At 62.0% G+C, this 25,356-nt stretch carries 25 protein-coding genes and 3 pseudogenes; 15 read left to right on the forward strand and 13 right to left on the reverse strand.

The annotated features are described in order from the left end of the window. Positions 1–46 precede the first annotated feature (46 nt). Genes ACIQCM_RS00495 through ACIQCM_RS00520 form a run of 6 tightly spaced genes read left to right on the forward strand, consistent with a single transcriptional unit; the run spans position 47 to position 3,743 of the window. Positions 47–382 (forward strand): hypothetical protein, encoded by a 336-nt coding sequence (locus ACIQCM_RS00495; protein ID WP_400604077.1) that lies wholly within the window; start codon positions 47–49, stop codon positions 380–382. After that, positions 375–1,232 carry a hypothetical protein gene (locus ACIQCM_RS00500; protein ID WP_400604075.1) on the forward strand — a complete coding sequence of 286 codons (858 nt, stop codon included), beginning with the start codon at positions 375–377 and terminating at the stop codon, positions 1,230–1,232. Before ACIQCM_RS00495 ends, ACIQCM_RS00500 begins: the two co-directional genes overlap by 8 nt. Next, complete coding sequence (gene acpS / locus ACIQCM_RS00505) at positions 1,229–1,609, forward strand: holo-ACP synthase (RefSeq protein WP_400604073.1); 381 nt, start codon at positions 1,229–1,231, stop codon at positions 1,607–1,609. The genes ACIQCM_RS00500 and acpS overlap by 4 nt, the downstream gene beginning before the upstream one ends. Next, positions 1,602–1,997: a helix-turn-helix domain-containing protein gene (locus ACIQCM_RS00510; RefSeq protein ID WP_400604072.1), complete on the forward strand. Its 396-nt coding sequence runs from the start codon at positions 1,602–1,604 to the stop codon at positions 1,995–1,997. The genes acpS and ACIQCM_RS00510 overlap by 8 nt, the downstream gene beginning before the upstream one ends. Then, entirely contained in the window at positions 1,987–3,063 is a 1,077-nt protein-coding gene (locus ACIQCM_RS00515) for an ImmA/IrrE family metallo-endopeptidase (RefSeq protein WP_400604070.1), read from the forward strand. Before ACIQCM_RS00510 ends, ACIQCM_RS00515 begins: the two co-directional genes overlap by 11 nt. Beyond that, complete coding sequence (locus ACIQCM_RS00520) at positions 3,060–3,743, forward strand: C1 family peptidase (RefSeq protein WP_400604068.1); 684 nt, start codon at positions 3,060–3,062, stop codon at positions 3,741–3,743. Before ACIQCM_RS00515 ends, ACIQCM_RS00520 begins: the two co-directional genes overlap by 4 nt. A gap of 59 nt (positions 3,744–3,802) precedes the next feature. Here the strand turns inward: ACIQCM_RS00520 and ACIQCM_RS00525 are convergent, their stop codons facing one another. The 3 genes and pseudogenes from ACIQCM_RS00525 to ACIQCM_RS00535 all read right to left on the reverse strand — a co-directional run bounded on the left by ACIQCM_RS00525 (position 3,803) and on the right by ACIQCM_RS00535 (position 6,298). Further along, positions 3,803–4,075, reverse strand: a complete 273-nt coding sequence (locus ACIQCM_RS00525) for a DUF4031 domain-containing protein (protein ID WP_400604067.1) — start codon at positions 4,073–4,075, stop codon at positions 3,803–3,805. A gap of 949 nt (positions 4,076–5,024) precedes the next feature. Continuing rightward, a pseudogene (locus ACIQCM_RS00530) lies at positions 5,025–5,120 on the reverse strand (recombinase family protein); the annotation flags it as partial. A 332-nt stretch (positions 5,121–5,452) separates the two neighbouring features. Beyond that, positions 5,453–6,298 (reverse strand): hypothetical protein, encoded by an 846-nt coding sequence (locus ACIQCM_RS00535; RefSeq protein ID WP_400604065.1) that lies wholly within the window; start codon positions 6,296–6,298, stop codon positions 5,453–5,455. Between the two features lie 91 nt (positions 6,299–6,389). Between ACIQCM_RS00535 and ACIQCM_RS00540 the strand changes: the two genes are divergently transcribed. From ACIQCM_RS00540 to ACIQCM_RS00560, 5 genes and pseudogenes are all read left to right on the forward strand, one after another. Further along, entirely contained in the window at positions 6,390–6,536 is a 147-nt protein-coding gene (locus ACIQCM_RS00540; RefSeq protein ID WP_400604064.1) for a hypothetical protein, read from the forward strand. 166 nt (positions 6,537–6,702) lie between these two features. Further along, positions 6,703–7,707 (forward strand): annotated as a pseudogene (locus ACIQCM_RS00545) (IS481 family transposase). A 128-nt stretch (positions 7,708–7,835) separates the two neighbouring features. Beyond that, positions 7,836–8,366 (forward strand): YbhB/YbcL family Raf kinase inhibitor-like protein, encoded by a 531-nt coding sequence (locus tag ACIQCM_RS00550; RefSeq protein WP_400604062.1) that lies wholly within the window; start codon positions 7,836–7,838, stop codon positions 8,364–8,366. 1,353 nt (positions 8,367–9,719) lie between these two features. Continuing rightward, complete coding sequence (locus tag ACIQCM_RS00555; RefSeq protein WP_400604060.1) at positions 9,720–10,031, forward strand: putative quinol monooxygenase; 312 nt, start codon at positions 9,720–9,722, stop codon at positions 10,029–10,031. A 173-nt stretch (positions 10,032–10,204) separates the two neighbouring features. Beyond that, positions 10,205–10,840: a TMEM175 family protein gene (locus ACIQCM_RS00560; protein WP_400604058.1), complete on the forward strand. Its 636-nt coding sequence runs from the start codon at positions 10,205–10,207 to the stop codon at positions 10,838–10,840. A gap of 441 nt (positions 10,841–11,281) precedes the next feature. On the opposite strand, the gene ACIQCM_RS00565 is transcribed toward ACIQCM_RS00560, so the two are convergent. The 5 genes from ACIQCM_RS00565 to ACIQCM_RS00585 form a co-directional block, all read right to left on the reverse strand. Next, positions 11,282–12,442 carry a low temperature requirement protein A gene (locus ACIQCM_RS00565; protein WP_400604057.1) on the reverse strand — a complete coding sequence of 387 codons (1,161 nt, stop codon included), beginning with the start codon at positions 12,440–12,442 and terminating at the stop codon, positions 11,282–11,284. 287 nt (positions 12,443–12,729) lie between these two features. Beyond that, positions 12,730–13,848: a hypothetical protein gene (locus ACIQCM_RS00570; RefSeq protein WP_400604055.1), complete on the reverse strand. Its 1,119-nt coding sequence runs from the start codon at positions 13,846–13,848 to the stop codon at positions 12,730–12,732. Between the two features lie 12 nt (positions 13,849–13,860). After that, on the reverse strand, positions 13,861–15,591 hold the full coding sequence (locus ACIQCM_RS00575) for an FAD-dependent oxidoreductase (RefSeq protein WP_400604053.1): 1,731 nt from the start codon (positions 15,589–15,591) through the stop codon (positions 13,861–13,863). 24 nt (positions 15,592–15,615) lie between these two features. Continuing rightward, positions 15,616–15,879, reverse strand: coding sequence for a UBP-type zinc finger domain-containing protein (locus ACIQCM_RS00580; protein WP_400604051.1), 264 nt, complete (start codon positions 15,877–15,879; stop codon positions 15,616–15,618). Positions 15,880–15,909: 30 nt separating this feature from the next. After that, positions 15,910–16,482, reverse strand: a complete 573-nt coding sequence (locus tag ACIQCM_RS00585) for an HdeD family acid-resistance protein (RefSeq protein ID WP_400604050.1) — start codon at positions 16,480–16,482, stop codon at positions 15,910–15,912. 9 nt (positions 16,483–16,491) lie between these two features. Here ACIQCM_RS00585 and ACIQCM_RS00590 point away from each other — a divergent pair. After that, positions 16,492–16,557 (forward strand): annotated as a pseudogene (locus tag ACIQCM_RS00590) (three-helix bundle dimerization domain-containing protein); the annotation flags it as partial. A gap of 104 nt (positions 16,558–16,661) precedes the next feature. Here the strand turns inward: ACIQCM_RS00590 and ACIQCM_RS00595 are convergent. Beyond that, positions 16,662–18,323 carry a phosphodiester glycosidase family protein gene (locus tag ACIQCM_RS00595; protein WP_400604048.1) on the reverse strand — a complete coding sequence of 554 codons (1,662 nt, stop codon included), beginning with the start codon at positions 18,321–18,323 and terminating at the stop codon, positions 16,662–16,664. A 283-nt stretch (positions 18,324–18,606) separates the two neighbouring features. Here ACIQCM_RS00595 and ACIQCM_RS00600 point away from each other — a divergent pair, with 283 nt between their 5' ends. Then, complete coding sequence (locus tag ACIQCM_RS00600) at positions 18,607–18,771, forward strand: hypothetical protein (RefSeq protein ID WP_400604046.1); 165 nt, start codon at positions 18,607–18,609, stop codon at positions 18,769–18,771. A 784-nt stretch (positions 18,772–19,555) separates the two neighbouring features. On the opposite strand, the gene ACIQCM_RS00605 is transcribed toward ACIQCM_RS00600, so the two are convergent. After that, on the reverse strand, positions 19,556–19,867 hold the full coding sequence (locus tag ACIQCM_RS00605) for a 4a-hydroxytetrahydrobiopterin dehydratase (RefSeq protein WP_400604044.1): 312 nt from the start codon (positions 19,865–19,867) through the stop codon (positions 19,556–19,558). 271 nt (positions 19,868–20,138) lie between these two features. Between ACIQCM_RS00605 and ACIQCM_RS00610 the strand changes: the two genes are divergently transcribed. Then, complete coding sequence (locus tag ACIQCM_RS00610; protein ID WP_400604042.1) at positions 20,139–20,345, forward strand: ribbon-helix-helix protein, CopG family; 207 nt, start codon at positions 20,139–20,141, stop codon at positions 20,343–20,345. Beyond that, positions 20,342–20,710 (forward strand): type II toxin-antitoxin system death-on-curing family toxin, encoded by a 369-nt coding sequence (locus ACIQCM_RS00615; RefSeq protein WP_400604041.1) that lies wholly within the window; start codon positions 20,342–20,344, stop codon positions 20,708–20,710. The genes ACIQCM_RS00610 and ACIQCM_RS00615 overlap by 4 nt, the downstream gene beginning before the upstream one ends. A gap of 83 nt (positions 20,711–20,793) precedes the next feature. Here the strand turns inward: ACIQCM_RS00615 and ACIQCM_RS00620 are convergent, their stop codons facing one another. The 3 genes from ACIQCM_RS00620 to ACIQCM_RS00630 are packed head-to-tail and all read right to left on the reverse strand — an operon-like array spanning position 20,794 to position 25,348. Next, complete coding sequence (locus ACIQCM_RS00620) at positions 20,794–22,056, reverse strand: hypothetical protein (RefSeq protein WP_400604040.1); 1,263 nt, start codon at positions 22,054–22,056, stop codon at positions 20,794–20,796. Beyond that, the gene (locus ACIQCM_RS00625; RefSeq protein ID WP_400604039.1) at positions 22,056–24,953 is read right to left on the reverse strand and encodes a hypothetical protein; all 2,898 of its coding nucleotides are present in this window, start codon (positions 24,951–24,953) and stop codon (positions 22,056–22,058) included. Before ACIQCM_RS00625 ends, ACIQCM_RS00620 begins: the two co-directional genes overlap by 1 nt. Then, a complete protein-coding gene (locus ACIQCM_RS00630) occupies positions 24,950–25,348 on the reverse strand; it encodes a hypothetical protein (RefSeq protein WP_400604037.1) in 399 nt (132 codons plus the stop codon). Before ACIQCM_RS00630 ends, ACIQCM_RS00625 begins: the two co-directional genes overlap by 4 nt. Positions 25,349–25,356: the final 8 nt, after the last annotated feature.

Below are 25,356 nucleotides of genomic sequence, written 5' to 3' on the forward strand. Positions count from 1 at the left end.
TATCCGACAATAAAGTCATGAACGACGACATGGGGGGTTTGAGCCGATGACTGCAGCGACCTCAAAAACAGAGCTGGGCGTTCCGTCCACACAAGAAGGCATGTACGGCCTTTCCCTCGAGGACATGACAGAGATATGTGGCCGTGTGGCCGGCTTCGTCGCAGCCTGGGACGACGATCTCAAGACGCAGTTCGAGCACGAGCAAGGCGACATGATCATCGACAGTGCCATCGGCTTGTTCGTTCTGACCCTGTTGACGGAGGAATTCCCACAGGACCTCATCGACTTCACCGCGATTGACCCCGGCCAGTGGCAAACACTGGGCGGGGTTGCGTCCATTGTCTACGAAGCCGTTCAGAGTTACCGCGCCAGTCATGAGTGAACTCTGCCAGCGTGACTCGATGAGCGATGCGTGGCTCGAGACGTTGCGCGTAGTGAACAAGCAGCAGGACGGGAAGATGGTGCACGTCCTCACTGCAGCATCTCAGCCGGAGTTGCCTGAAGATGTGGAGATCAGGGCGGCGCTGGACAGGATCCTGACACCTTCGCTCCGGCGGCCCAAGCTGCAGTCCGTGGCCACCATCGCCAACACCATTTTCCCGTATGCTCTTTACCCTGATCCCGGCCTGTGCTGGTCCCCGGAATCGGGAGCAGACAACACTGCGGTGGATGAAGCGGCAGAACGGCTGTACAAGAACTACGCCACCATCTTCGCTAACCTCGGCCGGGTCCACAGCGAGAACAGAAAAGGCACGTACTTTTCCCGCATGATGTCTTGGCCAGGCAAAGACATGGGTGGGCTCAACCAGCTCGAAAAGCGTATTGAGCACCTCAGGAGCATGAAAAGGTCGGGGAAAACCGCCTTCAACGCCAGCGACCTCGCCATGGGTGATCCCGCAAGCGATGATGGAGGCGACCTGGGGCTCAGTATTTACGCGTCGAGCGACAACCGCACCAGAAGCTTTCCGTGCCTCGTGCACGTCGACATCGGCGTGTATCAGAACAAGCTGAACCTTCTCGGTGTCTACCGCCACCAATACCTGATTCAAAAGGGGTACGGAAACATGCTGGGCCTGCACCGTTTGCAGAAGTTCCTCGCCCAGCAGTCCGGCTACGGTGTGGGCGAGCTCGCCGTGCAGGCAACTTTTGCCACCGCGGAGCATGATGTATTCGGCAAGCAAAACGTCGACCGGCTTGCCGTTGTCAAGCTGCAGGAGGAGCTGGCCTTTTGAGCGTCACCGTGGGAATTGACGCTGTGGAGGTACGGCGAATCCAGCGAATGCTGCTGCTGTCATGCGGCCGTTTCGAGCAGCGGGTGTGGACCGAACGCGAAGCGGAGTACTGTGATGGCCGCAGCGACCGGTATGCCGCGCGCTGGGCTGCCAAGGAAGCGGTAATGAAAGCGTTGGGGCTGGGTTTGGCATCGCTGAACCTTCTTGACATCGAAGTGGTCTCCAGCGAAGGGAAGCGCCCTGTTCTTCTCCTCCATCGTGATGCGCTGAAGGAAGCTGACAGACAGGGGATCGAGTCGTGGTCCTTGAGCCTGACCCACGAAAACGGTATGGCTATGGCGATAGTTGCTGGAAATAGGAGATGCGGTCATGAGTGAAGTAAACCCGGAGCAGCCCGCTGCGGATGCGGATCCCACCAAGGTTGTCGCCGCGCGGCTAAGGGAAGCTCGTGATGTGGCTGGCCTGACCCAGGGGGACGTTGCCGCTGCGCTGGGGATTCCTCGAACCAGCGTGGCCGCGTTCGAAGCGGGGACCAGGAAAGTGTCCGTTGTCGAGATCAAGCAGCTTGCTTTGCTGTACGGCCGCTCATCGGCCTGGCTTATCGGCGAGGAGGAATCCCCAGACCTCACCGGACAAGCTCTTTACCGTGCAGCAAGGAACCTGTCGGCGAAGGACCGGGACCAGGTGCTCAAATTCGCTCAGTTTCTAGCAGCATCGCCTACTGATGCGGCACCGGGGCAAGGCCAGGCAAGACGTGGCGATTAACATCTTCCGCAAGCACACGATCACCCACGCTGCAACGCGCCTGCTCACCCGTCTGGGGGCCCAGCTGACGCAGCAGATTGATGTTTTCACATTGATACGGGATAGCGGCGTGGTGCTGCGATTCATGGAACTCGACAGGCTCCTCGGAGCGTTCGTTCCGGGCGCCAACCCAGGCATCATTGTGAACTCCCGGTTGCCCTCAGATCTGCAGAGGTACACCGCCGCCCACGAACTGGGTCACTTCGTACTCCATTCCGAGGCTTTCGCCCTCGATGGAATGAGCGAGGTTGAAGGGCGTACCCCGGATAATTTGGAAGCGGAAGCGCAGCTGTTCGCGTCTCATCTGCTCATGCCCCTGCCACTGGTCTCCCGGGCGGCCCGCGATGTCGGAATCAGGAAGGAGGTCGCTCCAACCGCCGACCAAATTTACGCGATCGCCGGCATTATGGGCGTGAGTTATTCCGCTGCCCTGGTACAGCTTCGGAACTTCGGCATAGTGTCATACCGCCATGGGCTCCGGCTACAGGACACCCGGCCGGTAAGTGTTGAGGTGCAGCGCACGTTCGGTGAGAGGATTGCCGATCCGGGTACGCATGTGTGGTCCCAGGATGAGGTGGCCGCGGGGAAGTTGAATGATCTTTATGTTGGTGACCTGATCGCCGTGGACCTGCCGGAAAACCGGACTACAGGGTTTCGTTGGTTTCTTTGGGGCGCTGATGCCGCTGGCGGTGACTCACTTGTTGAACTGGATGGACCGCAGGACCTGACCGCGTTGGACAGGTTCCAGGTTAGTGATCGGGCAGCCGGGGAGATAACGCAGGCTGGGGCAGCGGGTGCGGCCGCTGGACCGGTTGTGGGTTCGGGTGGGCGCCGTCAAATGCTGATCCGGGCCAACAGCGAGGGGGAGTGGAAAGTAACTTTGTCGTACGCTCCCGTTCACCGGCAGGGGAGCCCTGTCGATTCGGTGGTGCTTGAAGGGCGTCTGCACTTGAGGCCGAGCCAGGAGCAACGGCGGATCCTTCTCGAGAATTACCGCACGCTTACCGAGGGCGGCGAGCGGGCGTGACAGAAGACGTTGTTGCAGGGCAGTGGGCTCGCCCTGCTGATATTGACCTGACCGCCGGTTTCGTTCCCTTCAGCTTCTCGCAGGGCCCGAGGCCGCTGTGCCTGGCGTTTGCAGCGAGTTCCGCGCATAAGTTGCTCCGCGCTCAGGGGGACGACTTTAGCCCGGAGGCCCTTTGGCGCACGTGTTGGGAGAACGGGCTTACTAGCGAGGGCGGGACAAGCATAGGGGCGATGGGGTTTGCTCTGAGTTCGCAGGGGCAACCTGTACTTAGTGTGTGGCCCTACAATGACGCTCTGGGGCACCAGTCCGAGGCGGTGCCCCATACAGCCCAGAACGCCCACTGGCACACTGCCGTTCTGACCCCCGTTCCTTTGTCGCCGGGCGGTCAGGAACACATCGAGGCGGCGCTAGCGTCTGGAGGGCCTGTAGTGATTGCCATCGAGGTGTCAGACGAGTTTTCCTTTGTGACCGGTTCGGACGTTGTTGAAGTGCCAGACGTTATCCCCTACTTCCAGGGATACCATGCCGTCTTAGTAGTTGGAGCTACCTGGAAAGAGGGAACAGGGAGGATATACCGGATCTTGAACAGTTGGGGGACTGACTGGGCGGACGGAGGGTATACGTGGCTTCCAGTCGGCTATGTCGACAAGTACGCGGCAGGCGCGGCAGCTATCGGCTAGCGGTGCGGGTTGATTGCAGCACGGCTTAGCCGGGCGGCCGTCGATTTGGGTGGTGAGTCCTACACCAGGGGCCCACGTTTACGAAGAAGAATTCCGATTTCCCTCATGCCGATAGGAATAGCACCTTTTTCGATTGCCTTCCGCCGGATCCGTTCAGTAATGTCGTAATGCTCCCGGAAAGTACCAGGAAACTGGACCCAGTCTGGGTTTAGGGACAGCAATCGGGCGAATACCTCGAGCTCTGCACTGCTGTCTGCTATGAGATGGCTCCATCTGCCGCGAGTCCCGTTGATAATAACGCACGCGCGCATGTCATCGACGTAGACAGACAAGTCGCCTCTCCTTTCGCTCGATGCCCGCGCCTAAGCTCGGCCATTGTGCGCCCGGGGCTTTGGTTGCCTTCGCCCCGCTCTCTCTTGACCGATGGAACGCGTCGATCTGGTTGACATGCCCCACGTCGTTCATGCTGGATGCCACGATAGGCTGTCGGTGTTTCGTCTCCTACACCGTTTCTCGTTATCACTCCCAATCCGTCAGGGGCACGGCCACAGACAGCAAAGGTAGATAGGGGGAAGAATGTGGTCGAATAATAGATGTTGACTGTGTCAACGTTCTTGACGGCGGACTGGATGGTAGAGCCTCCGGATTGCCCCGGATCCCGCATGTTTTTGGGGCTTCCCTGTGTTTGAAAGGCCGGGAATGTAGTTCGAGTCCCACCTCGGGCACAGCACATTCCCTCGTCAGAGGGATTTTTGCTTTAAGGTGTGGACATGGCTTGTGGTGGCGTCCCTCTGACGCTAGGTGCGCGGGCTGTAGCCTGGCCGCCGCGGTGGCCTATTCAGGTGTGTGGGAGGCGGGATCAAGACCCTGGCTAGTGGGCCTTCCGCCTGCTGGGGTTGGGTTCCTGCGTAACCTTCTTTGGATTCTGTCGGGTTGGCGGTGGTGGCCTACATCTATTCATGCCGCGGGGGAGTGGGGACAACATGACCTGTACGCACCTGCTCTCTTGTGCTGCCGCAGGCCGGTCTGAAGGACCGGTAGAAAGGGTGGCCCGCGTGCTTTTGTCCTGTCAAACGGAATGTGTACAGTGTCCACACCTATATCTGCTTTTTCGAGGACGAAGTTTTTGAGCTTGCGCAATCCCTGACAGTTCTGATGACTGCACATGCCGTCCAGCTCATGAACAGCTAGGGCCTTTAGTTCGCAGAGCCTTTAATTATTGCGAACCGAGCCAGAGTACGTGCCGGCACTCAGCGTGATTGTCGTTGTCAGGCCGAGCCCGTCGACGCGACAGACCCCGGCCGCGACAAGCGCGTCGAGCTGCAGCTGCGCGTCCTGGCTGGATGAACTGACCCGTGTATAGTCAAGGTGTCTCACGTTGCCACTGGGGCTCGAAAAGGCCTCTTGAAGGCACGGCTGAGACCTCCCTCGCTGAGACGGCATAGCGAGACGTCAGGAAACACGGTATGACGCAGAACCCTATTCCTTTGATTGGCCGTAAAGGGGTGTCTTGAAAGGCTTTTGCTTTCTAAGACATCAGCAGCTCAACCAGATAGTTTGTCAGTGCTCTCGCCGCGGTGGCGCCGGGACAGCGAACTGACTTCCCAGAGGGAAGGAAGAGCTGTTTCTCGGGGTGTCCTAGGCCCTGGTTCTCTATCCAGAGGCGGCATGCCTGCCCTCGGGCTGTCGCTGCTTTCGGGGTAGCGAGCTTAGGCGAGTCCTACGATTTGTCGGAGTTCCTTCACTGACGGCGAGTAACCGCGCCGGTTCATCAATGCGAGGGTCTTCAGTCGTGGAAGGCCTGCGATGGGAGTGAGGTCGTTATCCAGGATCTTGGTGGATCCGTATAGGTACAGTTCCTCAAGCTCAGTCAGCCCCGCCACTGGCTTCAATGACTCAATGTCGCCGCTCTCGGCGATGTTAAGCCGGCGTAGTCCTACGCATTCTGCGAGGTCGTTGATATTCCTCAGTTTCTTGCACGAGTCCAGCTCAAGCTCTCGAATCTCGGAGCGGCCGCGGAGCTCAGAGATGTCGTCAAGCCGCGCGGTGAGATATATGCCGAGGCGCTCGATCCTGGGCAAGCAGGACAGGCCAGCCAGAGAGCGCAGTCGCGGGCGATCTTTCATCCGGAGGGTTTGAAGACCAGCATGTTTAGATAGCGGTTCGAGATTCTCAGGCGTGTAGGCCAGTAGGAATAAGTTGTGGAGCCCGGAGACTTGGCCGATGGTGTCACTTACCTGGGACCAGGATGCCCCGAGATTGCGGAGCTTGGGGAGTTCGCTGAGCCTGATCGTCAGATCGGGATGGGTGGTCACGCGCAGCGACTCCAAGGTAGGGGCAAGCGAATAGATTGGCTCCAGGGTGTCCAGGCGCCGGTCGATAATCTCCAGTTCACGGATTGGAAGCCCGCGAAGGAAATCGAGATTTGGCTCGTCGAATCCGAGGGCGTAGTTCAGTACCAGCCTGTGGGCGCGACCCTCTTCAAAAATTCTTGCCGATTGCGCTGTCCAGGCTCCGGTCACGACAAGCTCCCCGGCCTGCCCGTGGTTTTTCATCGTTTTCCTACCCTGCTGCTGATCTGAACCGCCAGTTTTGCATCATTCCGTGAATCAAGGTGAACGGCCGGTCCAATAGCTCCATTCCTGGGTGGAAGACCTGACTCGGTACACGGTGGTCCACTCCCGGACGGTTGCGGTCCTGTTCGTGGACACCCGGCCGGTGGACGCCATCGTCTTTCATCACGACCTGCTGGGCGCCGATGACCCGAAGAGCTTCTTCAGTCTCCCTGGGTAGGCCAATGAGCTGCCCTTGCAGGGACGCTCATCACGGGTCCGGGAAGCGCCTTTTTGGTGTACTGTCCCGGCAGGTTGGTGACTCGGGGACGGATTTGACGCAATAAGAGGATCTCCGGGGGGTTGTGTGGTGCTTGTCGAGAGCGAACACAAACCAGGAGGTCCTCGTGTCCCACCGTAACGCGTTTTTGGCTCATTCGGGTCGTCTGCAGTTGGCCCGGTGCATTGTGGTGGATGGGTGGCCGTTGCGCAGGGCTGCAGAGCGGTTCAATGTCTCTGTGCCGACGGCGGCACGCTGGTCCCGCCGTTATCGGGAGCTGGGCGAGGCTGGGCTGGAGGACCGCCGGAGCAGGCCCCTGACCTGCCCGCACAGGACCCCGGTGCGCACCGAGCGCCGCGTGCTGGGGCTGCGGGTGAACCGGCGCTGGGGTCCGGCACGGATCGCCTACCACCTACACCTGAACGTCTCCACGGTTCACCGCATCCTGAGCCGCTACCTGTGTCCGCCGCTGCGGTTCACCGACCCGGCAACCGGGATCAGGGTCCGCGGCAGGAACCGCGCCAACCGGTACGAATATGCCTAACCGGGCGAGATGATCCATGTGGACATCAAGAAGCTCGGCCGGATCCCCAACGGTGGCGGCCACGGCATTCACGGGCGGGTGCAGGACGAAGCGAACTCTCGTGCCCGGAACCTCGCGGAGGGCCGGCCCAGGGACCGCGGCCAGGTCCGCGGCTACACTTTCCTGCACCACGCGGTGGATGACCATTCCCGGTTCGTTTACTCCGAGATTCTGCCTGACGAGACCAAAGAGACCGCATTGGTGTTCATGCGCAATGCCATCGCCGCGTTCGCCCCCCGGGGCGTGAAAATCCACCGGGTGCTGATCGACAACGGCTCCTGTTACCGTTCCCGCGCTTTTGCCGCTGTCCTGGCCGAAGCCGGGATCAGGCACAAACGCACCAGGCCGTACCGGCCCCAAACTAACGGCAAGGTCGAACGGTTCAGCCGCATCCTGCAAGAGGAATGGGCCTACGCCAAGGCCTACAGCTCAGAAGCCGAACCGCAATCCTGCTACCCGGACTTCATCGAGTACTAGAATCATCGCAGGCCCCACACCGCACTCAAAGGCGCCTCACCCGCCAGCCGCGTCACCAACCAACCGGGTTAGTACACCTAGGGTGTGTCTCCCAAACCCTGAGGCGGTTGTCCCGACCTAACTGCATTGAAACCGCCGCAGAGGACGCTCCTGCCGTCGAACTGACCGGGGCGGAGCTTGACAGTACCTGAAAGGCAGCCATGAAAACGCATTATCCATTTCCACCAACATCCGAGATCGAATCCTTCGAAGTCATCAGCGAATCCTTCGAGGATGGCCAGGTTCTTCCGGAAGCCCAACGCAGCGCTGTCCTGCGAGCCGGCGGCCGGGACGAATCGCCCCAGCTCACGTGGTCGGGCGCGCCCGAGGGAACCAGGAGCTACGCGGTCACCGTCTTTGACCCCGATGCCCCAGGCGCGGGCTACTGGCATTGGGCTGTGGTGAACATCCCGGCAGACGTCACCTCCCTCCCGGCCGGTGCAGGTTCCCGGGACAACTCCCGGTTACCGTCTGGTGCAGTGCAGTTGAGGAACGATGCCGGATTTACCGGTTTCGTGGGAGCCGCCCCGCCTCCCGGGCACGGTCAGCACCGGTATTTGATGGTGGTCCATGCCGTGGATGTTGAGCGGCTGGACCTTCGCACTGATGACACCCCGGCCGCCCTGCAATCCGCGCTCTCCACCCACACCTTGGGCCGGGCGAGGCTGACGGGAACCTTCGAACGCCGCTAGGGCATGTCTCCCAAGCCCTGAGGCGGTTGCCCGGAACCCGTGAGGGGTGTCTCGTATTTCTATGTTTTGACTGATGGGCAGTGGAGCCTTACTTAGCCGTTGCTGCCGTCTTCTCTTGGTCGCCGGGGTCGCCCCTTCCGGGACGACAGGCAATGACCTGTTTCTTCCTTGTGTTGACAAAACCGCCCAAAGTGTTGACCGCGGCGTTCCGTTTTTGGTGTGGCAAGCATTCGAAAACGCACCAAAAAGGACGGCTCATCGTCGTACTTGGTTTTATGGCCCGACCCAAAGAGCCGCGAGCAGCAGGGCCTGACAGTCGCCACGCTCGACCTGCCGATCCGTCCATCCAGCGGAACCACAAGACCTACCAACGCATGCTGGACCTACACATCCGGAACATCACCGGCCACGTCCCCGTGTACAAGCTCGATTACCGTCTGATCGCCCACTGGTGAAGTTGATGATGGTGAAGGGAAAGGCGCCGAAGACCATGCGGAGTTCAGCATCATCATGGAAGGGATGGGGAAGCGGTACAAGGCCTTCATCAATTTCCTGGTCATGAGCGGTACCCGCTTTGGCGAGGCCCCTGCCCTGACCGTGGCCGACGTCGACCTGCTCTCCAAATGCCCACGGCCCGGATCAACAAGGCCTGGAAACGGGCCGGCCAAAACGAGTGCTGCACTGGGGCGACGAAGACAGGCGCCGGTAAGCGGACCACAGGGCTGAACCCCGCCCTGGTAGAACTGTTGATTGGGTTAGTGGCAGCAGGCCCGGGAAGGACAGGTGTTTACGACGCCCAAGGGCGAGCGCATCACTCACAAGCGTTATTGGCACCACTACTGGGTCCCTGCCATTCGAACGGCCCAGCCAATCGGGCTTACTAAGAATCCGCGGATTCACAACTTCCGCGACACCCACCCGTCCTGGCTGATGAGCCCTGTAGATGAAGGCGAAAGTGCGGTGGTGCGGCACCTAGTGGCAAGTGCCCCCGGGTCACGGCCGCTGGCGTCAGGGGGACTCGGTTGGTAGCGGACCAGTTTTTTCGCCCTCTTACGCCTGGATGCCACTTTCAGTGAGGAACTCGCGGGCACGGCCTGTCTGACCGTCAGTGGAGTGGGCCGCCCGAAAGTAGCGGCCTGCTGCACAGCTTGGCAGAAGGAATCGTGTCTTGTGGTGGTCAGCAATCACTGGGAGACTGGGCAGTGCGTCACGCCGCTCCCTCGGTAGGTTGAGGAGGGTGCCACGAGGCCGGCTCGGTCCGCACCATCCCCGCCGCAGTACCGTTCCAAGGAGACTCGCCATGAAAACTATCGTTCAGTATGGAATCCGCCAGACCGGGCCGGGTGAGGGAGCATGATTGAGGTTGCATTATCAGTGATCTTGAAGGCCAAGCCCGGCAAGGAGAAGGACGTCGCGGATTTCCTCCGCAGTGCCCGCTCCGTCGTGGAACAGGAGCCAGGTACGCGCGCCTGGTTCGCTCTCCAGTTCGACGAATCGACTTTCGGGGTCTTCGACGTATTCCCCGATGACGAGGCCCGCCGGACCCACCTGTCAGGGGGTGTGGGGCAAGCACTTGCCGCTCAGGGAGCGGAGCTGTTCAGCGCAGAACCCAACATACAGAACGTGGACGTTCTCGCGTACAAGCTGCCCGGTGAGGGCGAGTAGATGGCTGCCTCCCCGCCGTCATAGCAACCGGGCTGCTGCGTTCCCGCGTCCATCCGTCCGTAGCCCTCGGCCCAGGGCCGGTCCAATCATCAGCCGCCGCTTCCTCAGGCGTCTCCCGGCAGCAAGTGCCCGGGCAGGAGGGCCACCACATGCACAGGCGGTAGGAGCAGAGGGTGAAACGTTCGGACACCAGCCGTGCCGAGGCGTTCAGCGACGCCGTTATCGCGATCGTTATCACGCTCCTGGTACTTGAGCTCACGCCGCCGGAGACCGAGCCCGGGGGGCTGCTGGCTGGCTTGCTGGGTCAATGGCCCACGTACCTGGCGTATGCGGCCTCCTACATCTACCTGGCCGTGATCTGGCTCAACCATAAGGCCGCCTTCTCCCGTATCCGGGAGATGGACATCGGCCTGCATTGGGCCAACCTGGGAATCCTCGCGACGCTCGCGCTTTTACCGTGGCCGACAGCTGTGATCATCGATACCGCCAAGACGGGCAACCTGGCCGACGAAAAGGTCGGGGTCGCGCTGTACGCGGTCATCGGGGCACTGCTGTGCCTGTCGTGGCTGGTGTTCTTCTCGCACCTGGCACGGCATCCCGAGCTCACCGAGGAGGAGGTGGAAGATTCCTACTTCGCACGCGAGCGGCCGCGTGCCCTTGCCGGCGTCGTGCTGTACCTCGCGGCGGGATCGGTAGGTGTCCTCGTCCACCCGCTGGTCGCATCGGTGATTTTCGTGATCCTGCCCATTTTCTACGGCCTCACCAGCCATGGGTTCGACCATCGGCCAGCCTTCCTCCGAGGTCGGTAGACCAGACGGCAGGAAAACGCGTAGGGCGGGCGGACGCCGCCAACTCGGTGGGTCAGGGACTCGAAATGTGATGCTAGGGGCCATGACTCTGTTACCGGGCCAATAAGCGTACCGCGCTGAACAAGGACCGGCGGATTGGCCAGTCGATGAACAGCGGATTCCGCGGTGATTTTCGCCTCGCCTCAGGCGGCAAGCAGGCTCCGTCACTGCAGGAATGTCGGAGGAACTGACCACCGTGCGCGCTCTAGTCGGCAGCGGGGGAGTGTTCCGCCGGCGAGCTCCGGTGCCCAGGAAGTGGGCACCGTCGGCCCCATGCAGATTTGGCGGGGGATCAGACGATTTAGAGGAATGTCTCAGTCCACTGATCGAAGAGCCGAAGGATGTAACGGTGCAGGGGTCAAGGCTGGCCCCAGGATACGTTCCTTGGCGTCTGATTGGCCGTCAGCGGGCTCCCTGTTGCGTTCGGCGGCGGTAGACGGTGTCGAAGGCTGCTACGCCAATGAGGGGAAGAACGGCCCCCATGGCGGCAACGAAGGCGGGGAGGAGAAGGCTGACGTTTGCCAGCACCACCAAGGCTCCGATGCCGACAAGGTCAGTTGGGTGGCGTCGGCCCAGTACCTGTCGAATGAAGAAGCCCCGGCTGGCAAGAAATAGAGCCGGCCCACTGTATAGAAGTAGAACAGTGGGCAGATCGGGGCGGGCGGCGGGATCGCTGATCACGAGCTGATCACCAACCGCCACTAGGATCAGGCCTGCCAGTAGCAGGAGCAAGGTGTTGCCGGCCAAAATGCCGGGCCGGAACTGATCATCGACAGAAGCAAGCTTTTTCAGAATGTCCTGTTCGAGGCCATGGAAGTAGCACCACCAGATTGCGACGCTTCCGGCCAAACTTATGGTCCCGGTCAGAAATATCAAGGGGTCCTCCAGATTGCCTGCAATCGCCAAGCCGGTTGAGAGAATTGTCTCGCCGAGCGCGATCAGGTAGAACAATCCGAACCGCTCAAAGATCCTCTCGCCCGGGAGCGGGACCCGGCTTCCTTCGGTTTTCCGGCCCGGCAACCGGTGCGCCAGCATGTGGCCGCCCAGGTCGATCGCGGCAGCGACACCCCAGAACATCAAACGTTGCCCCGGACCGAAGAAGACACCGGCAATCCAAAACGGCGCACTCATACACCCCCAGATCAGAGTGCGCACGAAATGGTTGTGGGTAGTGCGGTCAAGTCCGACAGTGAGCATCCACGCACCCCGGCCCAGCTGGACCAGGAGATAGGTTGCAGCAAAGAGCCAGCTGAAGGCGCCAAACGCTGAGCCGATTGAGGCGTTCATGAACAGTGTGACAAGCATGACGATCAGCAGCATCCACTGCACCTCAAGCCGCGAAGTGTCCACCAAGGTCGCCGACCAGGTGGTGTACACCCACACCTTATAGACCGCAAGAAGCAGCACAAATGTCTCACCGGCCCCAACCCAGGAGGGATAGGCCAGCAAATGGTGGGACAGTTGCATCAGCGCGAAGACAAAGACCAGATCGAAGAAGAGCTCAAGGCGCGTAACCCGATCCCCGGAGGTCGCGGAACGCATCAGCGTGCTGGCACGGAACATCAGCATCCTCCACTGGACCAGGAGCGGACGGATGCGCCGTCCTGTTGTCGACAAGAGTGACGACGGTCAGCAGGAAAGTCAAGGGGGAAGTTGCCGGAGGACACTGTCCGTTGCGGACAGGGCTTGCTTGCTCCGGGACCGTACCCGCGTGCTCTGGAGGACTGGCGGGTGCCACCTTCGCGTTTTTATCCCTCGGTTCTCCTGCCGTGGACTCCCCCTTTTCGTCAATCTCGGGCGCCGGCGAGGTTTCCTGTGCAGTTAGGGCGCGGCTGCCGGCAAGACGGGGCTTATTCGCCTGCATCCGCTGACTCGCGGCGGTGACGTTCCCGTTGGCCGTACGCCGCTCGAAGGATGTCGTCCTTGGACTCGAATCCCGATCCCAATGCTCCACCGATGAGCGCTGCCGATGTCGTCATCCACGTGACTTCCATGAAGTCCCAAACAGCCACCGGATGTTGCAGGGTCAAGGCCAACAGGCCGTCGTCGATAGTGAATACTGCAGCCAACAACACGGCCACGAACAGCAGCACGTAGCTGATCACGACGCCGATCGTCAACGACCACACTGTAGAGACGTTATATAAGGATGCTTTATATCTCTCGAGCAGGTCGTCGCGCCGGGGGCTTTCCCATAGATCGTGTTGGGTGATGATCCAGAACACCATCGTACTGATCGAAAGGACCATCAGTAACGTCAACCTCGGCGCCCCCAGCAGGTCCGCGAGTTGCCAGATTGTGTCCGTGACAAGCGCAAAGGCCCCTGTGGCGATCGCGGCGGCCATTGCGCTCCTCAACCCGAAGACCAGCCGCCAAGGCCGGTTCGCCCGCAACATGCCCGCCAGCAGCCGCGCGCGGCCGAGGTGGGTTGCCGAGACGTAGCGAAACCCAATCGGCCCGTCATCCAGAACAGCGGTCTCGACTTGCCGCGACTGATGCAGCGAGGGCGGGCCGAATTCCCCGGCGTCATCCTCGGGATCGAAGTGGCGGTGCATCGCCCAGCCGAGGTCTGCGACGGCAGCACGGACCCGTCGGTCGATGTTAACGGCGCCGAGCGCGGGCAGGGAAACCAAAGAGATTGGCTCTCCAAGCGCAACTTCCGCGACCACAGTGCGTCCCTCGAAACGAATCGGAAGATCGGTCAGGCAGACCATGACATCCCATGCGCGGCGGCTCCGGTGCTTCACCATGGGGCCCAGCATCGGCGCTAACCCATTACCGGCCGTAAAATCCCGATACTCGATCACCACGGACCAGTCGTGGCGCTCGTCGACAAGATTGAGCAGATGGCCCACTTCGCGGCCGTTACGCTCGGCGAACTCCGCAGTGACCTCCGGTTCGGCGAGCACGCCCAGCGTTCGGGCCGTTGTGGGGTTCACGTCGCTCGAATTTTCCGGCACGACAGTCACTTTTGCTGTCCCTCACCAACGCGCACGGGCCGGTCCATCCCGAAGAAGGCGCAGGTGTTCGTGGATCATTGCCACTGCTGTCGAGCCTTCACCGGCGGCGGCCGTTACGCGTTTCACCGATCCATGCCGGACATCGCCGGCCGCGAACATTCCGGGCACGCTGGTTTCCAGGGGCAGTCGTGTGCGCCCCAGGTGGCTGAACTCGGAAGGCAGGTCTTCGAGGTCAGCCCCGGTGAGGATATAGCCGTTGTCATCAAGGGCAAGGGTGCCCTGCAGCCATTCTGTGTGTGGCTTGGCCCCGATGAAAATGAAGAGGTATCGGGAATTGAAGGTCCGTTGTTCGCCTGTGGCTCGCAGATCGACGATGATCCGTTCAAGGGTGCCTGAACCGGCAACGCCCACGATGTTTGCCCCCAGCAACACCTCTATGCCCTGGTCCTCTTCGATTCGATCCGCGAGGTACCCCGACATGTCCGCGCGGAGGTCTTCCCCGCGCACCACAAGCCGGACGGGTGTTCCCGTGCCTGTCAGGAAGAGAGCGGCCTGGCCCGCGGAATTTCCGCCGCCGACGACGGCCACCGGCTGTGACCTGCAGAGCCTTGCCTCATGGACAGTGGCGGCGTAGAAGACGCTGATCCCCTCGTATTCCTCCAGCCCGGGAACCGGAAGGCGGCGGTAGTGAACCCCCGTTGCGAGCAGGGCGGCCCGTGAGGAGGCGGGTCCGCTCCCGTCGAACTCGGCGCGGAACTCAACGTCCCGCAACACAATGGAGTTTGCCCGGCAGGCTACGTTGATCTGGACCCTGAACTTTCGGGCCTGGAGGATCGCCCTTTCAGTGAGTTCCCCGCCTGAAATTCCGGAGGGAAAGCCAAGAAAGTTCTCGATCCGTGGTGACGTGCCGGCCTGCCCACCTATCGCACGGCTTTCCTTGAGGACGACCGACAATCCGTCGGACGCCGCATACACGGCCGCCGCCAGGCCAGCCGGGCCGGCCCCTATCACCATGAGATCGTAGGAGGCAGAATGCTCTTTCACCACCCGCAGGCCCAAGGCAAGGGCCAGATCCGCTGTAGAAGGGTTCTTGAGGACCCGCGAGGCGTTTAGCACCACTGCGGGCAGGTCAGTCGCCAGGATCCCTGCCCGGTCCAGGATTGCCTGTGCCTGCTCGTCAGCCTCCAGATCGACCAGTCGGTGAGGCAGGCGGTTGGCGGCTGCAAATTCCAAGAGGCGAAGCGTGTCACGGCTGAAACGGGACCCAACGATGCGGATGCCCGCCCCCACGCTGATCAGGAGGATCCGGCGCTGAAGATATGCCCGCAGAACGGTCTCGCCCATCGCGGCGTCCGTCAGCATGACACGGCGCAGATCGTCCCCGCTGATTTGGAGCACTTCACCCGCCTCGGCCACCACGGTGCTGACAAAGGCCGGCTGCCCCTCGACCAGGCCTAGTTCCCCAAGGAAACGTCCGGCACCGTGGACTTCGAGGATCCGCGTGCCGCGTCCCGGCTCGGCAGGCTGTCTGTCGCCGCCGTCGTGCAGCCCCTCTATGACCAGGACCGTGCCCTGCAGTATGACGATGAAGTCAGCGTCGAAGTTTCCCTCATGTATGAGGACTTCGCCGGCGGAGGTAGCCCGCCTGGTGCCGGTGCGGGCCAACAATTCGATCTGCGCCTGGCCGAGCCGTGGATAAGCGCCGGAGATATCCGGCGTTTCGATCAGAGTCGAGTCTGTGACAGGTTCCATCAGGTGGTTGCACCCCACCGTGTCCTAGACGAAGGCCTCATGGGGATAGCACCAGCGCCAGTATTCGCCGGGCTCCAGAGAACGAACGATTGGATGCAACTCGGTGGCGTGAGTCCGGGCGTGTCGCATGGGCGACGAATCACAACAGCCCACATGGCCGCAGGTGAGACACAAACGCAGATGAACCCAAGGGGTGCCCAGGGACAGGCATTCCTCGCAGCCTTGCGGTGTGCGCACCCTAACCGGACGAATCCGCGCCACATGCGGGTCATGAATCCTGGGAATCATCTTGGCTCCTATTTCTGTCCGGACGTGCTTTTAGCCCATCGAGAGCCGTGTCGTGGGGCCTTCGCCCAGTCGGTGCAGTCCGGCTCCGGAAGCGATCAGAAGTATTCCGAAGACAATTGCGAAGGACGAGAGCAGACCCAGGAGACCCAGGATGCCTGGGCCGGGAAGAATAACCAGGAAGAGGCCGAAAATGATGGTGACGATACCTGTGATCAGCCAGAGCCACCATTGTCCGACGGTCTTCTTAACTTCAAAGGCCAGTGCTATCTGGGAGACACCGAGAATGACGGCCCACAAGCCGATGATCAGCGCCAGCGAAAGGGCGGTGATGCCTGGCCAAACGAACGCGGCGAGACCCGCGAGTACGGAGATGACGCCGCTCACTATTTGCCAGACGGACCGGCGTTCCTTGCGCCTGACGTAATGCACGATGTTCGTGGCTCCGTCAACGATGGCGTAAATTCCGAAGAGGATCACCAGTGCGAGTACGGAGACGTCGGGCCAGAGGAAAACTAAAATGCCGAATAGAACGGCTGCACTGCCCCGGATGATCAATGCAGTTCCTGATCCCTTAAACAATTGTTGTGCAAGTGCGTCAGACATTGAGATAGCGGCAGGGTGAGGGATTACGTTCCGATCCTGGTCGAGCACGCGGTCAGGGACCGGCTGAGAGAGTAGCCACGGGCAAAACTGCTTCGCCCGGATGCCAGGAAGTCCCTACCCCCAGCAGAGGGCAGGGGCTTCCTGGGGTGTGGCTACTTGTCAGCTTGTTGCGGGCCGTGTCAGCCCTTGCGGCCGGGGAGTACCAGAAGGGCGTCGCCGACCGGGCGTTCGCCCGTGGCGTCCGACGGGGAGTTCACGATCTGGCCATCCTGGACCATTGCCGTGGATCCGCCTCCGTCGAGGTTGATGGCGTTGACCATGCCCAGGGAGCGGGCGACGTCGGCTGATTCCTTGATGCTGAGGCCCAGGCTGGTGGTCTGGCGGCCGTCTGCGGTGACCAGCAGGGTGCGGCCCTGGGCGTCGACGCCGGCGATGGTGCGGGGGTTGCGCTTGTGGACCCAGCCGTAGAAGAAGCTGTTGCTGTCGTTGCTGCGGACCATGCCGTCGCGTTTGGCGGTGATGTTCAACTGGCCGTTTTCGACGAGGGTCGGGCCGCCGTTGATGACGTCCGTGGTGGCGCCGGTCTTCAGGTCCTTGCCGGTTTCGTCGAGCAGGTCCGTAGCGACTTTCAGTTTGGCGCCCGGGACAGCCAGGGCGGCGAGCTTGTCCGCGTCTGCTCCGATGGCTTGCAGGGTCTGTCCGCCGGCCGGGACCGTGGTGCCGCGGGTGTGGTTGACCGCGGTGACGGTGCCGTGGGCGTCCAGGACGGCCTCGAGTCCTGGGCCGGACGGCGTGGTGGGGCCGAATTCGGGGGTGAACGTGACGATTTCGTCGGCGTCCGTGCAGGTGAGGTCGTGCAGCGGCAGGTTTGTGGGGGTGTCGTCGGTGCCGCCGCAGTTGCGGATGAGTCCGGGAACCCGGTTGATTCCGTCCAGGGGGAGTTCTGCGGTGCCGGGTGCGGTCACCGTGCCGTGCCAGTGTAGGCGCTGGATGGAGGTGCCGTTCTTGTCGAGGACGAGGGAGGGCCGGTCACCGACCGGTTCGCTGAGGATCTTTCCATCCTGTACGGCGGCCCCGGCCGGGTCGCCCGGCGCGCCTGCGGCGGGGTCCATGACGAAGAAGCCGCCGTTCACGGCGGCCAGGGCGCCGGCGAAGGTTGAGAGCTGGCTTGTGGTTTCGCGGTCTTCAAGGTTGGGTCCGAAAGAGGAAGTGAGGTCGCCGCGGAACTCCTTCGGGTCAACGGTGAGTACCTGCAGGTTCCATGGGCCGCGGTCATTTTCGCTGGAGCCGGCGTCGCCGTCCCAGCCGGTGTAGATCACCGATGCCTTGTAGCCGGCGGCCTTGATCTGATCGACGGTGGCGGAACCGTCGGCCTTGGAGCCGAATTGGCCTGCACGTACCCGGTAACCAAGGTCCCCGCCGGAGTCGGCCAGCTGAGGTGACTGGACGGGCTCGACCCTTGCGGGAACACCGGCGGCGCTGAGCTTGTCGGCGACAGCCTGAGCCTGGGCCTCGGTGGACAGCGCGGATGCGGTGGCATCGGGTGTAGTCGCCGGGATGGCCACTTCGGCGGTCCAGAAGAAGTCCTGATTAGGGGTGCCCCGGGTGATCGTGGTCCGGGTCAGGCCCGGTGCCAGAGTTGTAACGTTCCGCGTCTCGGGGAGGTCATGCGCGCCCAGATTCAGCTGAGAGAGCTGTGCCGGTGCGCCATTGCCCTGGTCGGACGTCGGGACCGTGGGCGCCGCGGTGGAGGGACCTGCGGGGGTGATGAAGGCGAAGGGGAGGGACACGGCCAGAGCAGTGATAACCGCGCGGCGGTGACGACGATTGGGGGTGATCATGGTCATCGACACTAGATCGGGTTGATGTCAGAGTATGCTCCCACGCGCCGCGGTTATTCATGCCTTCGGCAACTGTTCATCACCAGTTCGGAAGATCGTGGACAGACATTCCAGCCTGGTGCCGTAACCCTCGGAGAGCCTTCATCCGGCCTGCCCCTACCGGCGGCCAAGTGCAATCGGCCGCCTGTGGCTGGTGCCTGGCCAGGATTGGCCAGTTCCCCGGCAGGGCGGCAGGGTCCATTATGAGGAGTACAGAGCGCTGCGATTTGAATCGGAGGCTGCCATGATCCAGGCCCTGCTGTGCAAGCTCAACATCCGGCACGAATGGCACCTCGAACATGCCGACGACGGGGTGGTCTACAAGCGCTGTCGGCGGTGCGGCAAAGACGACGATGAGCGCAACCGGGGAGGCGGGAACTTCAGTGCGTGGGGCGTAGGCGGAGGATGACCGCGCGGGCCCGGGTGGCGTTTCACGGCCGGTGGACATTTACGGAAAGACGGCCTGCCGTACGCAAACTTCCGCCAGCCAGCGGATCAGGGTGTTTAGCTAGCTTGCAGCCTGGTACTTCTCAATGATGTCTTGCTGATACGGCCACGAACTGGTGCCGCTCGGCGCGCTCCCGACACGCGAAGGTTTCCTCCTATCCCAGACCGTCCTTCCGCTGCCTTCGAGGAATCCTGGTGAGGGCGGACGCCGTCGGGTTTTCGTCCCGGCCGCGACGCGTCTTTCGGGATGCCCTACCGCTCGGGACCCAGTTTTGTGGTCACGGGCGGTGGCGTACAGGCGTTCCGCTTACGAGGCTTGCTTGCACGTGCGCCGCCAGGTCATTTGTACCGCGAGTGTTGACAAAGCTTGACGCATTGGAAGTTTGAGCTGGATAACCCCTGCCGTTGTCGCGCTGACAACGGTCATCCATACCGCGGTCTCCAACGAGAATCGCGCAGCTGTTCTACCGGTTGCTCCATACTTTCGCGGCGGCAGCCCATCGCCCGGCCAGCCAACAGCGGCAACTTGTTGTTGCGTCGGACCTCGGCAGTGAGACATCACGTGAGGGTCTCAGAAGAGCTCAAGAATCATCAGTGAAGGGCAAATCAAGTCCTATTCCAGCGTCACCGGATTTTTCCATGGCGTCGGCGTGTCCCGCGGCCAGAATGGCGCCGGCGCCGACCGCGCCTCTGGCGTAGTAGCTTGAGCGCCTCAACGACCCTTCGCGACTGCCCACGGCGCGGACTCACTCCGCGGCGGTGACCCCGAGCTCCGCGGCGTGGCCGCTGATGGTGCGTGCCAGGTCGATGTCGCGGCCGGTGATCCCGCCGACATCGTGACTCGAAAGCGTGACGCCGACCTCGGGGTAGGTGAGCGTGAGGTCGGGGTGGTGGTTGGCCTCCTCGGCGGAAGCTCCGATGCGGTTCACGAGCTCCAGCCCGGTAGAGAACTTCCGGGTCCGGAAGGTGGCGGTGAGGGCATTGCCGGTCGGGCGCCAGTCTGTGAGCCCGGCCTCGGCGAGCTCGGCGGCGGACAGCTTCCGTTGGGGATCAGTCATAGTGCCATCATGGCTCGGAAGGGCCGCCGTGGGCTACCCCTTGAGGCACCACGCCTCCAAAGGTGATGACCGGTGCCGGCGGCCCTGGGTAAAACGTCCGCACTGCGCGGGCATAACGCTGTCAAGCCCTGACATCCGGGAGAAAAGGCCAGTCGCGATGTCAGGCGCGTCCTTCTCCTCTAAGAGAGGTCCGATCCGTCCGGCCACTGACGCTAATCGGCCCGAGGTGGCGTCCAGCAACGAGACGGTACCGTTTTGGTACCATGAAGATATGGCTATGAATCTCCGTGTCCCTGAAGATCTCGATCGTCGGCTGGAGAAGTTGGCTGCCGAGGAACACACGTCCAAGTCCGCGCTTCTGTTGCAGGGGGCGGAGTTGGTTCTGCAGCGCCATGCACGCCGGCGCGAAATCAGCCAGGGCCTTGATTTTGTTATGAGTCATGACGCTGATCTGCTGAAGCGCCTTGAGGACGCGTGACAGCATACCTGGACATTGAGGACGCACTTCAGGGAGTTGATCGGTACGGCCTCCATATCCGTGATGTCGGCTTGTTGGCCTCGGCCTTGGCAAGGCCGGCGACGGCTGTCAAGGGCACGGAAGCTTATCCGGAACTAGCGGTGAAGGCGGCAGCCTTGTTGGAGTCGGTCGCCCGGTTCCATCCACTCATTGATGGCAACAAACGGACCGCGTGGACGCTCATGGTGCTGTTGCTATGGATCAACGGTTACCGGCACAGCTTCACCACGGATGAGGGCTTCGATCTCGTCGTCGGGGTCGCCGCGGGCACCATCGACTTGCTGGACTCTGCCGCCCGGATTTCCAGGCATCTGGTGCCCCGATAGTCCTCCAGCGCCCCCGATGACAATTGCTTCGCTGAGGGCATGTGTGTAGACGGCCTAACTGTCTGCAGCCGGTCCCGCTCTCGTCAATACGTGAGGTACTCCCAACCGACCTCGGGGATGACCAGATCGTGCACGTCTTCCGCCTCGCCCTGCCACCAGCCGGGAAGCAGGTTGGGCCAGAGGATGCCGCGGAACGTGCCCTTCTTGCTGGCGACGCCGAGCTTCTCGCCGTATGCACGGACCGCCTTCTGGTTCGCTTTCGCCCAGTCCTCGAACACCGTGGCGCCCGCCGGGATCGACCCGTGAACGAAAGACCAGGCCTCCTTGTTTGAGATAACCGTCCCGCGCGCGAGAGACGCCGTCGCCAACACCATCTTGTCGTGGCGCGCCTGCAGATCGGCGGGCAGGGTGACCACCCCGTCATCGACGCCCCCCTGCAGCGAACGGAACACGCAGAGCGCCTGGAAGTCGCGGGAGTGGTAGAGATTCTCGATCAGTCCTCGCCGGTCGAGCAGGCCTGGATTGTCAGCGACGACCTTTAGCTTGCCGGCATCCGCGAAGCTGTTTCCGCCGTCCGAGGTCTTGTAGACCACGGTGCGCAGATCAGGCCCGGCTTTGCTCTTGACGAGCTTGATGGCCTCGGCCGTCGAACCGTATTGCGATGAGTAGAGGCAGTCGTAGAAGACCAGGCGCCGCACCGTTGTGAGGTCGACCAGCGAATTGAGGATCACCTGGTTGACCCCGGCCGACCCGAAGCTGTAGCCGGCGATTACTCGCAGCTTCCAGGTGACCTTCCCGCCGAGCGCCGTCGTAAGCAGCGACTCGATCTGTGCCGTGTCGATCACCCGCGCGTAGAAAGGTTTGGTCGCTTCGTTGCAGCGGACGTGGATGACGACGTGCTGGCCCTGGGCGCGCTCGACGAAGGAGCGCAGTCCGTGGCGGTTGACCTCCTGGCCGACCGCGAATAGAAGAGTGACTGAGACTTCGCCAGCCCATGAGCCGCCCGCCGCCCGTGCCCGCATCTGTGTCAGCACCTCAGCGCTGGGCGCCAGCTTGACGATGAAGTCGTCGCTCTCACCGGCGGGCACCGGATTCGACTTGTTCGTGAGCCCGGCATTGGTGTTCGGATTCGCACGGTTGCGGGCGGGGAGGGTCCATCCGCCTTCGGCTTCCGATATCGCTGCGCCGCCCGTCCCGACGAGCGTGAATCGGTTCTTATGGAAGCCGGACCTCGGGCGGACGTCGACCGACGTGTTTGCTGCCGTGTTCACCGGACCCCACTCGTCCTTGTAGAACGCATCGAACTGCATGCCCCCGCTGGTTCCACGATAGGTCGGCTCACCCATCAGGGCTTCATCCGGCCGGTGATTGGGTCGTAGGTGACCGGTACCGGCACGACCTGGTCGGTCGGAAGGATCTCGACCCACTGATCGATGACCGGAAACTGCCCCGTGCCGACGTTGTTGCGGAACCCACCTACGAGCGGATAGAAGCCGTGCTCGTACACGCGGTCCACCGGTGTCGCCGTGACGGTGTTTGCCGCATCCACGAGCACCGGATTCGCCGGTCCAGCGTCGTTGTCTACCTCGGGGTAGCTCCCTGCCTTCACGGACTCCTCGTGCTTGATCCGCACCCGGCGTGCCATGTCTCGGAGGACGTCGAACATTGGCTGACCGTCCAGCGGGTTGCCTTCGAGGTCCTGCTCCTGCGGGTTGTTGGTGTGGTAAATGTCAGTCGGCCCGATGCCGTTCATCCCTTCCACCTTGGTGAGCCAGTTCAGCGCAGCCTCTTCCATTCCGGGACGGATCGGCAGAACGGCCTTCACCCATGGTGCGTTGAGGAATGCGTTTCGAAGGTTGTCGCCATCGAGTTGCATCAACCAGCCGAGTGAGGCCCCCAATCGGGCGGGCTCCGAGTCTTCGGTCAGGTAGTAGTTGTCCTGTCGCCACTGCTTGACGCCTCCCCAGCCGACCACGCTGTCAGCGAGCAGCGGATCCGGCTTGGGCTTCGAGAGTGCGGCGATGCTTCCGACGAACGCGGGTATCTGCGTGACGATTCCCTTTGAGATCCCCGTTTTCGTCGTGACCGCTGTGACCGCTGGCGAAGCCGTGTCGCCGATCTTCGGCATCGCCGGCTTGCCGAGTTCCTGGCCGCTGCGGTGCAGGCGGGGCCGCCACCACTCCGGAGACACGAAGTAGAGCATCTTGTCGACGTCGAAGATGGAGTTGATGAGCTCTGCCACGACGTGCCGAGTGCGATCGTCGGGCTGCGGGATGTCTTTGGTCAGCAGGTCCTGGATGAGCGCCCGGTAGACCACGATCCGTTCCTCTTCGCGCAGGTCCTCGTACGTGCGCTGGCGGATCTTCGAAGCGAGTGTCACCCGCTCTCTGGCCGACTCGACGAACTCCTTCTCGTAGGCCTCGCGGATGGCGCTTTCGTATTCCTTGACCTTTGCGTTGTTCGCATCCGTGATGGCGGTATTGGCCGCCTCGACCGGAGTCCAGTGCAGGGTCGCAGCGATGGTCATCGCATCCTTGCCGCCGAAGTTGACGTAGGCCAGAGCGATATCGAACAGCCATTTGCCGTTCTCGGTGCGGATATTAAGGCGGCTGAGGTCGAACTCCACCGACTCGCCATTGGCACCGAGGTCGACCTGAGACAGGACGTAATTAGCGCGATCGCAGTAAGCCTCTTGCGGGAATTCCCAGGCCACCCGCTCACGCGAGCCCTCATTGAAGTCGGTGTCGACTTCGACCCCGTAGCGGTAGCCCTCGTCCTTATCTCCCTCGTCGCTGCTCGTCTGCGTGAACGGAATCGTGATCTGCGTCGTCGACGTGAAGGGGGTCAGCAGCGGTTGTGCTTCTGGATTCTTCAGGGAACCCGTGTCCGGTTCCTTCGCGACGTGAAGGAGCTGTCCGAGGCCGAGCGATCGGCCCGGATCGTCGACATATGTCTGCCAGCAGAGGAACGAGCCGACATCCTGCACCTGTACCCCCACCTGTCGCATCTTGCGGCGCAGCTCGTAGTTGACCAGTTCGTCGGTACCGTTCTTCAGGAGGTATCGCTTGCTCGAGACGTCCGTCGTCTCGGTGACGGTCCGGAAGGTCGACTTGAAGCTCTTGCGGATTTCGGTCGACAGCTTGTCGCTCTGCAGGCGGGAGCGCTTGTGCATCGTCTCGCGCGCCTTCTCCTGCGTCGTGTTCATATCGAAGCTCGTCGAGGCGTTGGCCTCTCCTCCGATCCACCCCTGGTTCACGTCAGCGTTGGCACCGAATGCAATGTCGGAGCGATTGCTGTCCTTCACCGAATCGGAAAGCTCGTCCGAGACGGTCACTGTCGATTCGCTCTTCACCGTCGTCTCCATCGCCTGCTCGATGATGCGCTCCTCGTACTTGCGCCGGGTGGAGACCTCGATCAGCTCCACTTCCGCATGTGGACTCAGCCACACATGCCCGACGGGCGTGCCCAAGAACGAATCGAACTCGAAGAAGTACTGGCGGTAGAGGTGCACGACGCTGAGCGGGGATAGACCGACCGAGGCGAGATGGTCGCGATTGGTGGGGTCGAGGCTCTCGATATCGAGATAGCCGGCGGCCGCGCTGTTCGCGTCGGCGAGTCCGAGGAGCCCTGCCACCGCGCGCGAGTGGTCTGTCTCGTTATAGAAGAGCGTGCGCAGGACGGTGAACTGCTTCTGCGCCACGAGATGAAGCAGCGCCCCTGCGACGGCGGACTCCGCGTCGAGTTGCGTCCGGAGGCTGTTCTGTTTGAGGAGTCGGATGCTGTCCTCGTCGTCGTGGCGCCGCAGCTGGAGGGGTGTGTCACAGAGCTCGCGGTACGCCCTCTGAAGCCGATCACTCACGGGGCCGCGCAGCAGTTCGTCGACGCGATCCGGCGACAGCAGACCATCCCACTGCGCTTCGTCATAATCACGGAGCGGTGGCAGCAACTCCGCGATGGCGTTCATCAGCTGGGTGCTGTGGCCGCGGGTGACGCCGCCCACCAACACACCTGCTCCGACACGGAAGTCAATGCCGCATCCCTCGTCGAACCGGGCATCAACTTGGGGGATAAACTGCCCGGCAATCCGATCGATCGCCTGGCGTCGGTCGCGGGTGAGGGCCGGTCCGAACCGGGCTTGGGCTCGCGCGGACTTCCATCCGAGAAGCGACTGGTAGATGCCGAAGAGTTCGCTGTCGTAAGGCAGAACGCCGATGTGGCGCTCCAGTTCCTTGGCCGTGATCATTGGTGCGCCTTCCGCTTCGCGTGAGAATCCTCACTACCTGCATATAAATTGAACTCGTACTTCGACACCGGAACCGCACGTTCTAGCGCCGGCACCATCTCGGATTCATCATGCAACCCGCGAAGCCCGTCGAGAGCGGAATGGATGTAAGGAGTCAGCGCAAGCTCGCCCGTCGCCATACGACGGGATACGGCCAAGAGTTCGTCGGCGACGAGAACAGGGGCATCGCGCCTGATGGCTTCAACCGCGACCTCATTGCCGAAATCCACAAGCTGCCCGGGGTCGCCAGCCATTGCGTGCAGCACACCCCCCGTTAGCCGGTGGGTGCCCCTCTTTAGTCCTTGGGAGAGGATGTCTTCACGAACGTCTTGATTGTCATGAATCCATGCCGCCATACCCCGCA

This window comes from Pseudarthrobacter sp. NPDC092439, from assembly GCF_044754945.1.
Classification (GTDB): Bacteria; Actinomycetota; Actinomycetes; order Actinomycetales; family Micrococcaceae; genus Arthrobacter.

Excerpts from the sequence above, each read along its gene's own strand:
- ACIQCM_RS00605 (WP_400604044.1), bottom strand. The coding sequence starts at position 19,867 with ATGACTGATCCCCAACGGAAGCTGTCCGCCGCCGAGCTCGCCGAGGCC.
- ACIQCM_RS00495 (WP_400604077.1), top strand. The coding sequence starts at position 47 with ATGACTGCAGCGACCTCAAAAACAGAGCTGGGCGTTCCGTCCACACAA.
- ACIQCM_RS00555 (WP_400604060.1), top strand. The coding sequence starts at position 9,720 with ATGATTGAGGTTGCATTATCAGTGATCTTGAAGGCCAAGCCCGGCAAG.
- ACIQCM_RS00595 (WP_400604048.1), bottom strand. The coding sequence starts at position 18,323 with ATGATCACCCCCAATCGTCGTCACCGCCGCGCGGTTATCACTGCTCTG.
- ACIQCM_RS00585 (WP_400604050.1), bottom strand. The coding sequence starts at position 16,482 with ATGTCTGACGCACTTGCACAACAATTGTTTAAGGGATCAGGAACTGCA.
- ACIQCM_RS00610 (WP_400604042.1), top strand. The coding sequence starts at position 20,139 with ATGGCTATGAATCTCCGTGTCCCTGAAGATCTCGATCGTCGGCTGGAG.
- ACIQCM_RS00500 (WP_400604075.1), top strand. The coding sequence starts at position 375 with ATGAGTGAACTCTGCCAGCGTGACTCGATGAGCGATGCGTGGCTCGAG.
- ACIQCM_RS00565 (WP_400604057.1), bottom strand. The coding sequence starts at position 12,442 with ATGTTCCGTGCCAGCACGCTGATGCGTTCCGCGACCTCCGGGGATCGG.
- ACIQCM_RS00535 (WP_400604065.1), bottom strand. The coding sequence starts at position 6,298 with ATGAAAAACCACGGGCAGGCCGGGGAGCTTGTCGTGACCGGAGCCTGG.
- ACIQCM_RS00630 (WP_400604037.1), bottom strand. The coding sequence starts at position 25,348 with ATGGCGGCATGGATTCATGACAATCAAGACGTTCGTGAAGACATCCTC.
- ACIQCM_RS00580 (WP_400604051.1), bottom strand. The coding sequence starts at position 15,879 with ATGATTCCCAGGATTCATGACCCGCATGTGGCGCGGATTCGTCCGGTT.
- ACIQCM_RS00510 (WP_400604072.1), top strand. The coding sequence starts at position 1,602 with ATGAGTGAAGTAAACCCGGAGCAGCCCGCTGCGGATGCGGATCCCACC.
- ACIQCM_RS00600 (WP_400604046.1), top strand. The coding sequence starts at position 18,607 with ATGATCCAGGCCCTGCTGTGCAAGCTCAACATCCGGCACGAATGGCAC.
- ACIQCM_RS00625 (WP_400604039.1), bottom strand. The coding sequence starts at position 24,953 with ATGATCACGGCCAAGGAACTGGAGCGCCACATCGGCGTTCTGCCTTAC.
- ACIQCM_RS00575 (WP_400604053.1), bottom strand. The coding sequence starts at position 15,591 with ATGGAACCTGTCACAGACTCGACTCTGATCGAAACGCCGGATATCTCC.
- ACIQCM_RS00550 (WP_400604062.1), top strand. The coding sequence starts at position 7,836 with ATGAAAACGCATTATCCATTTCCACCAACATCCGAGATCGAATCCTTC.
- ACIQCM_RS00620 (WP_400604040.1), bottom strand. The coding sequence starts at position 22,056 with ATGGGTGAGCCGACCTATCGTGGAACCAGCGGGGGCATGCAGTTCGAT.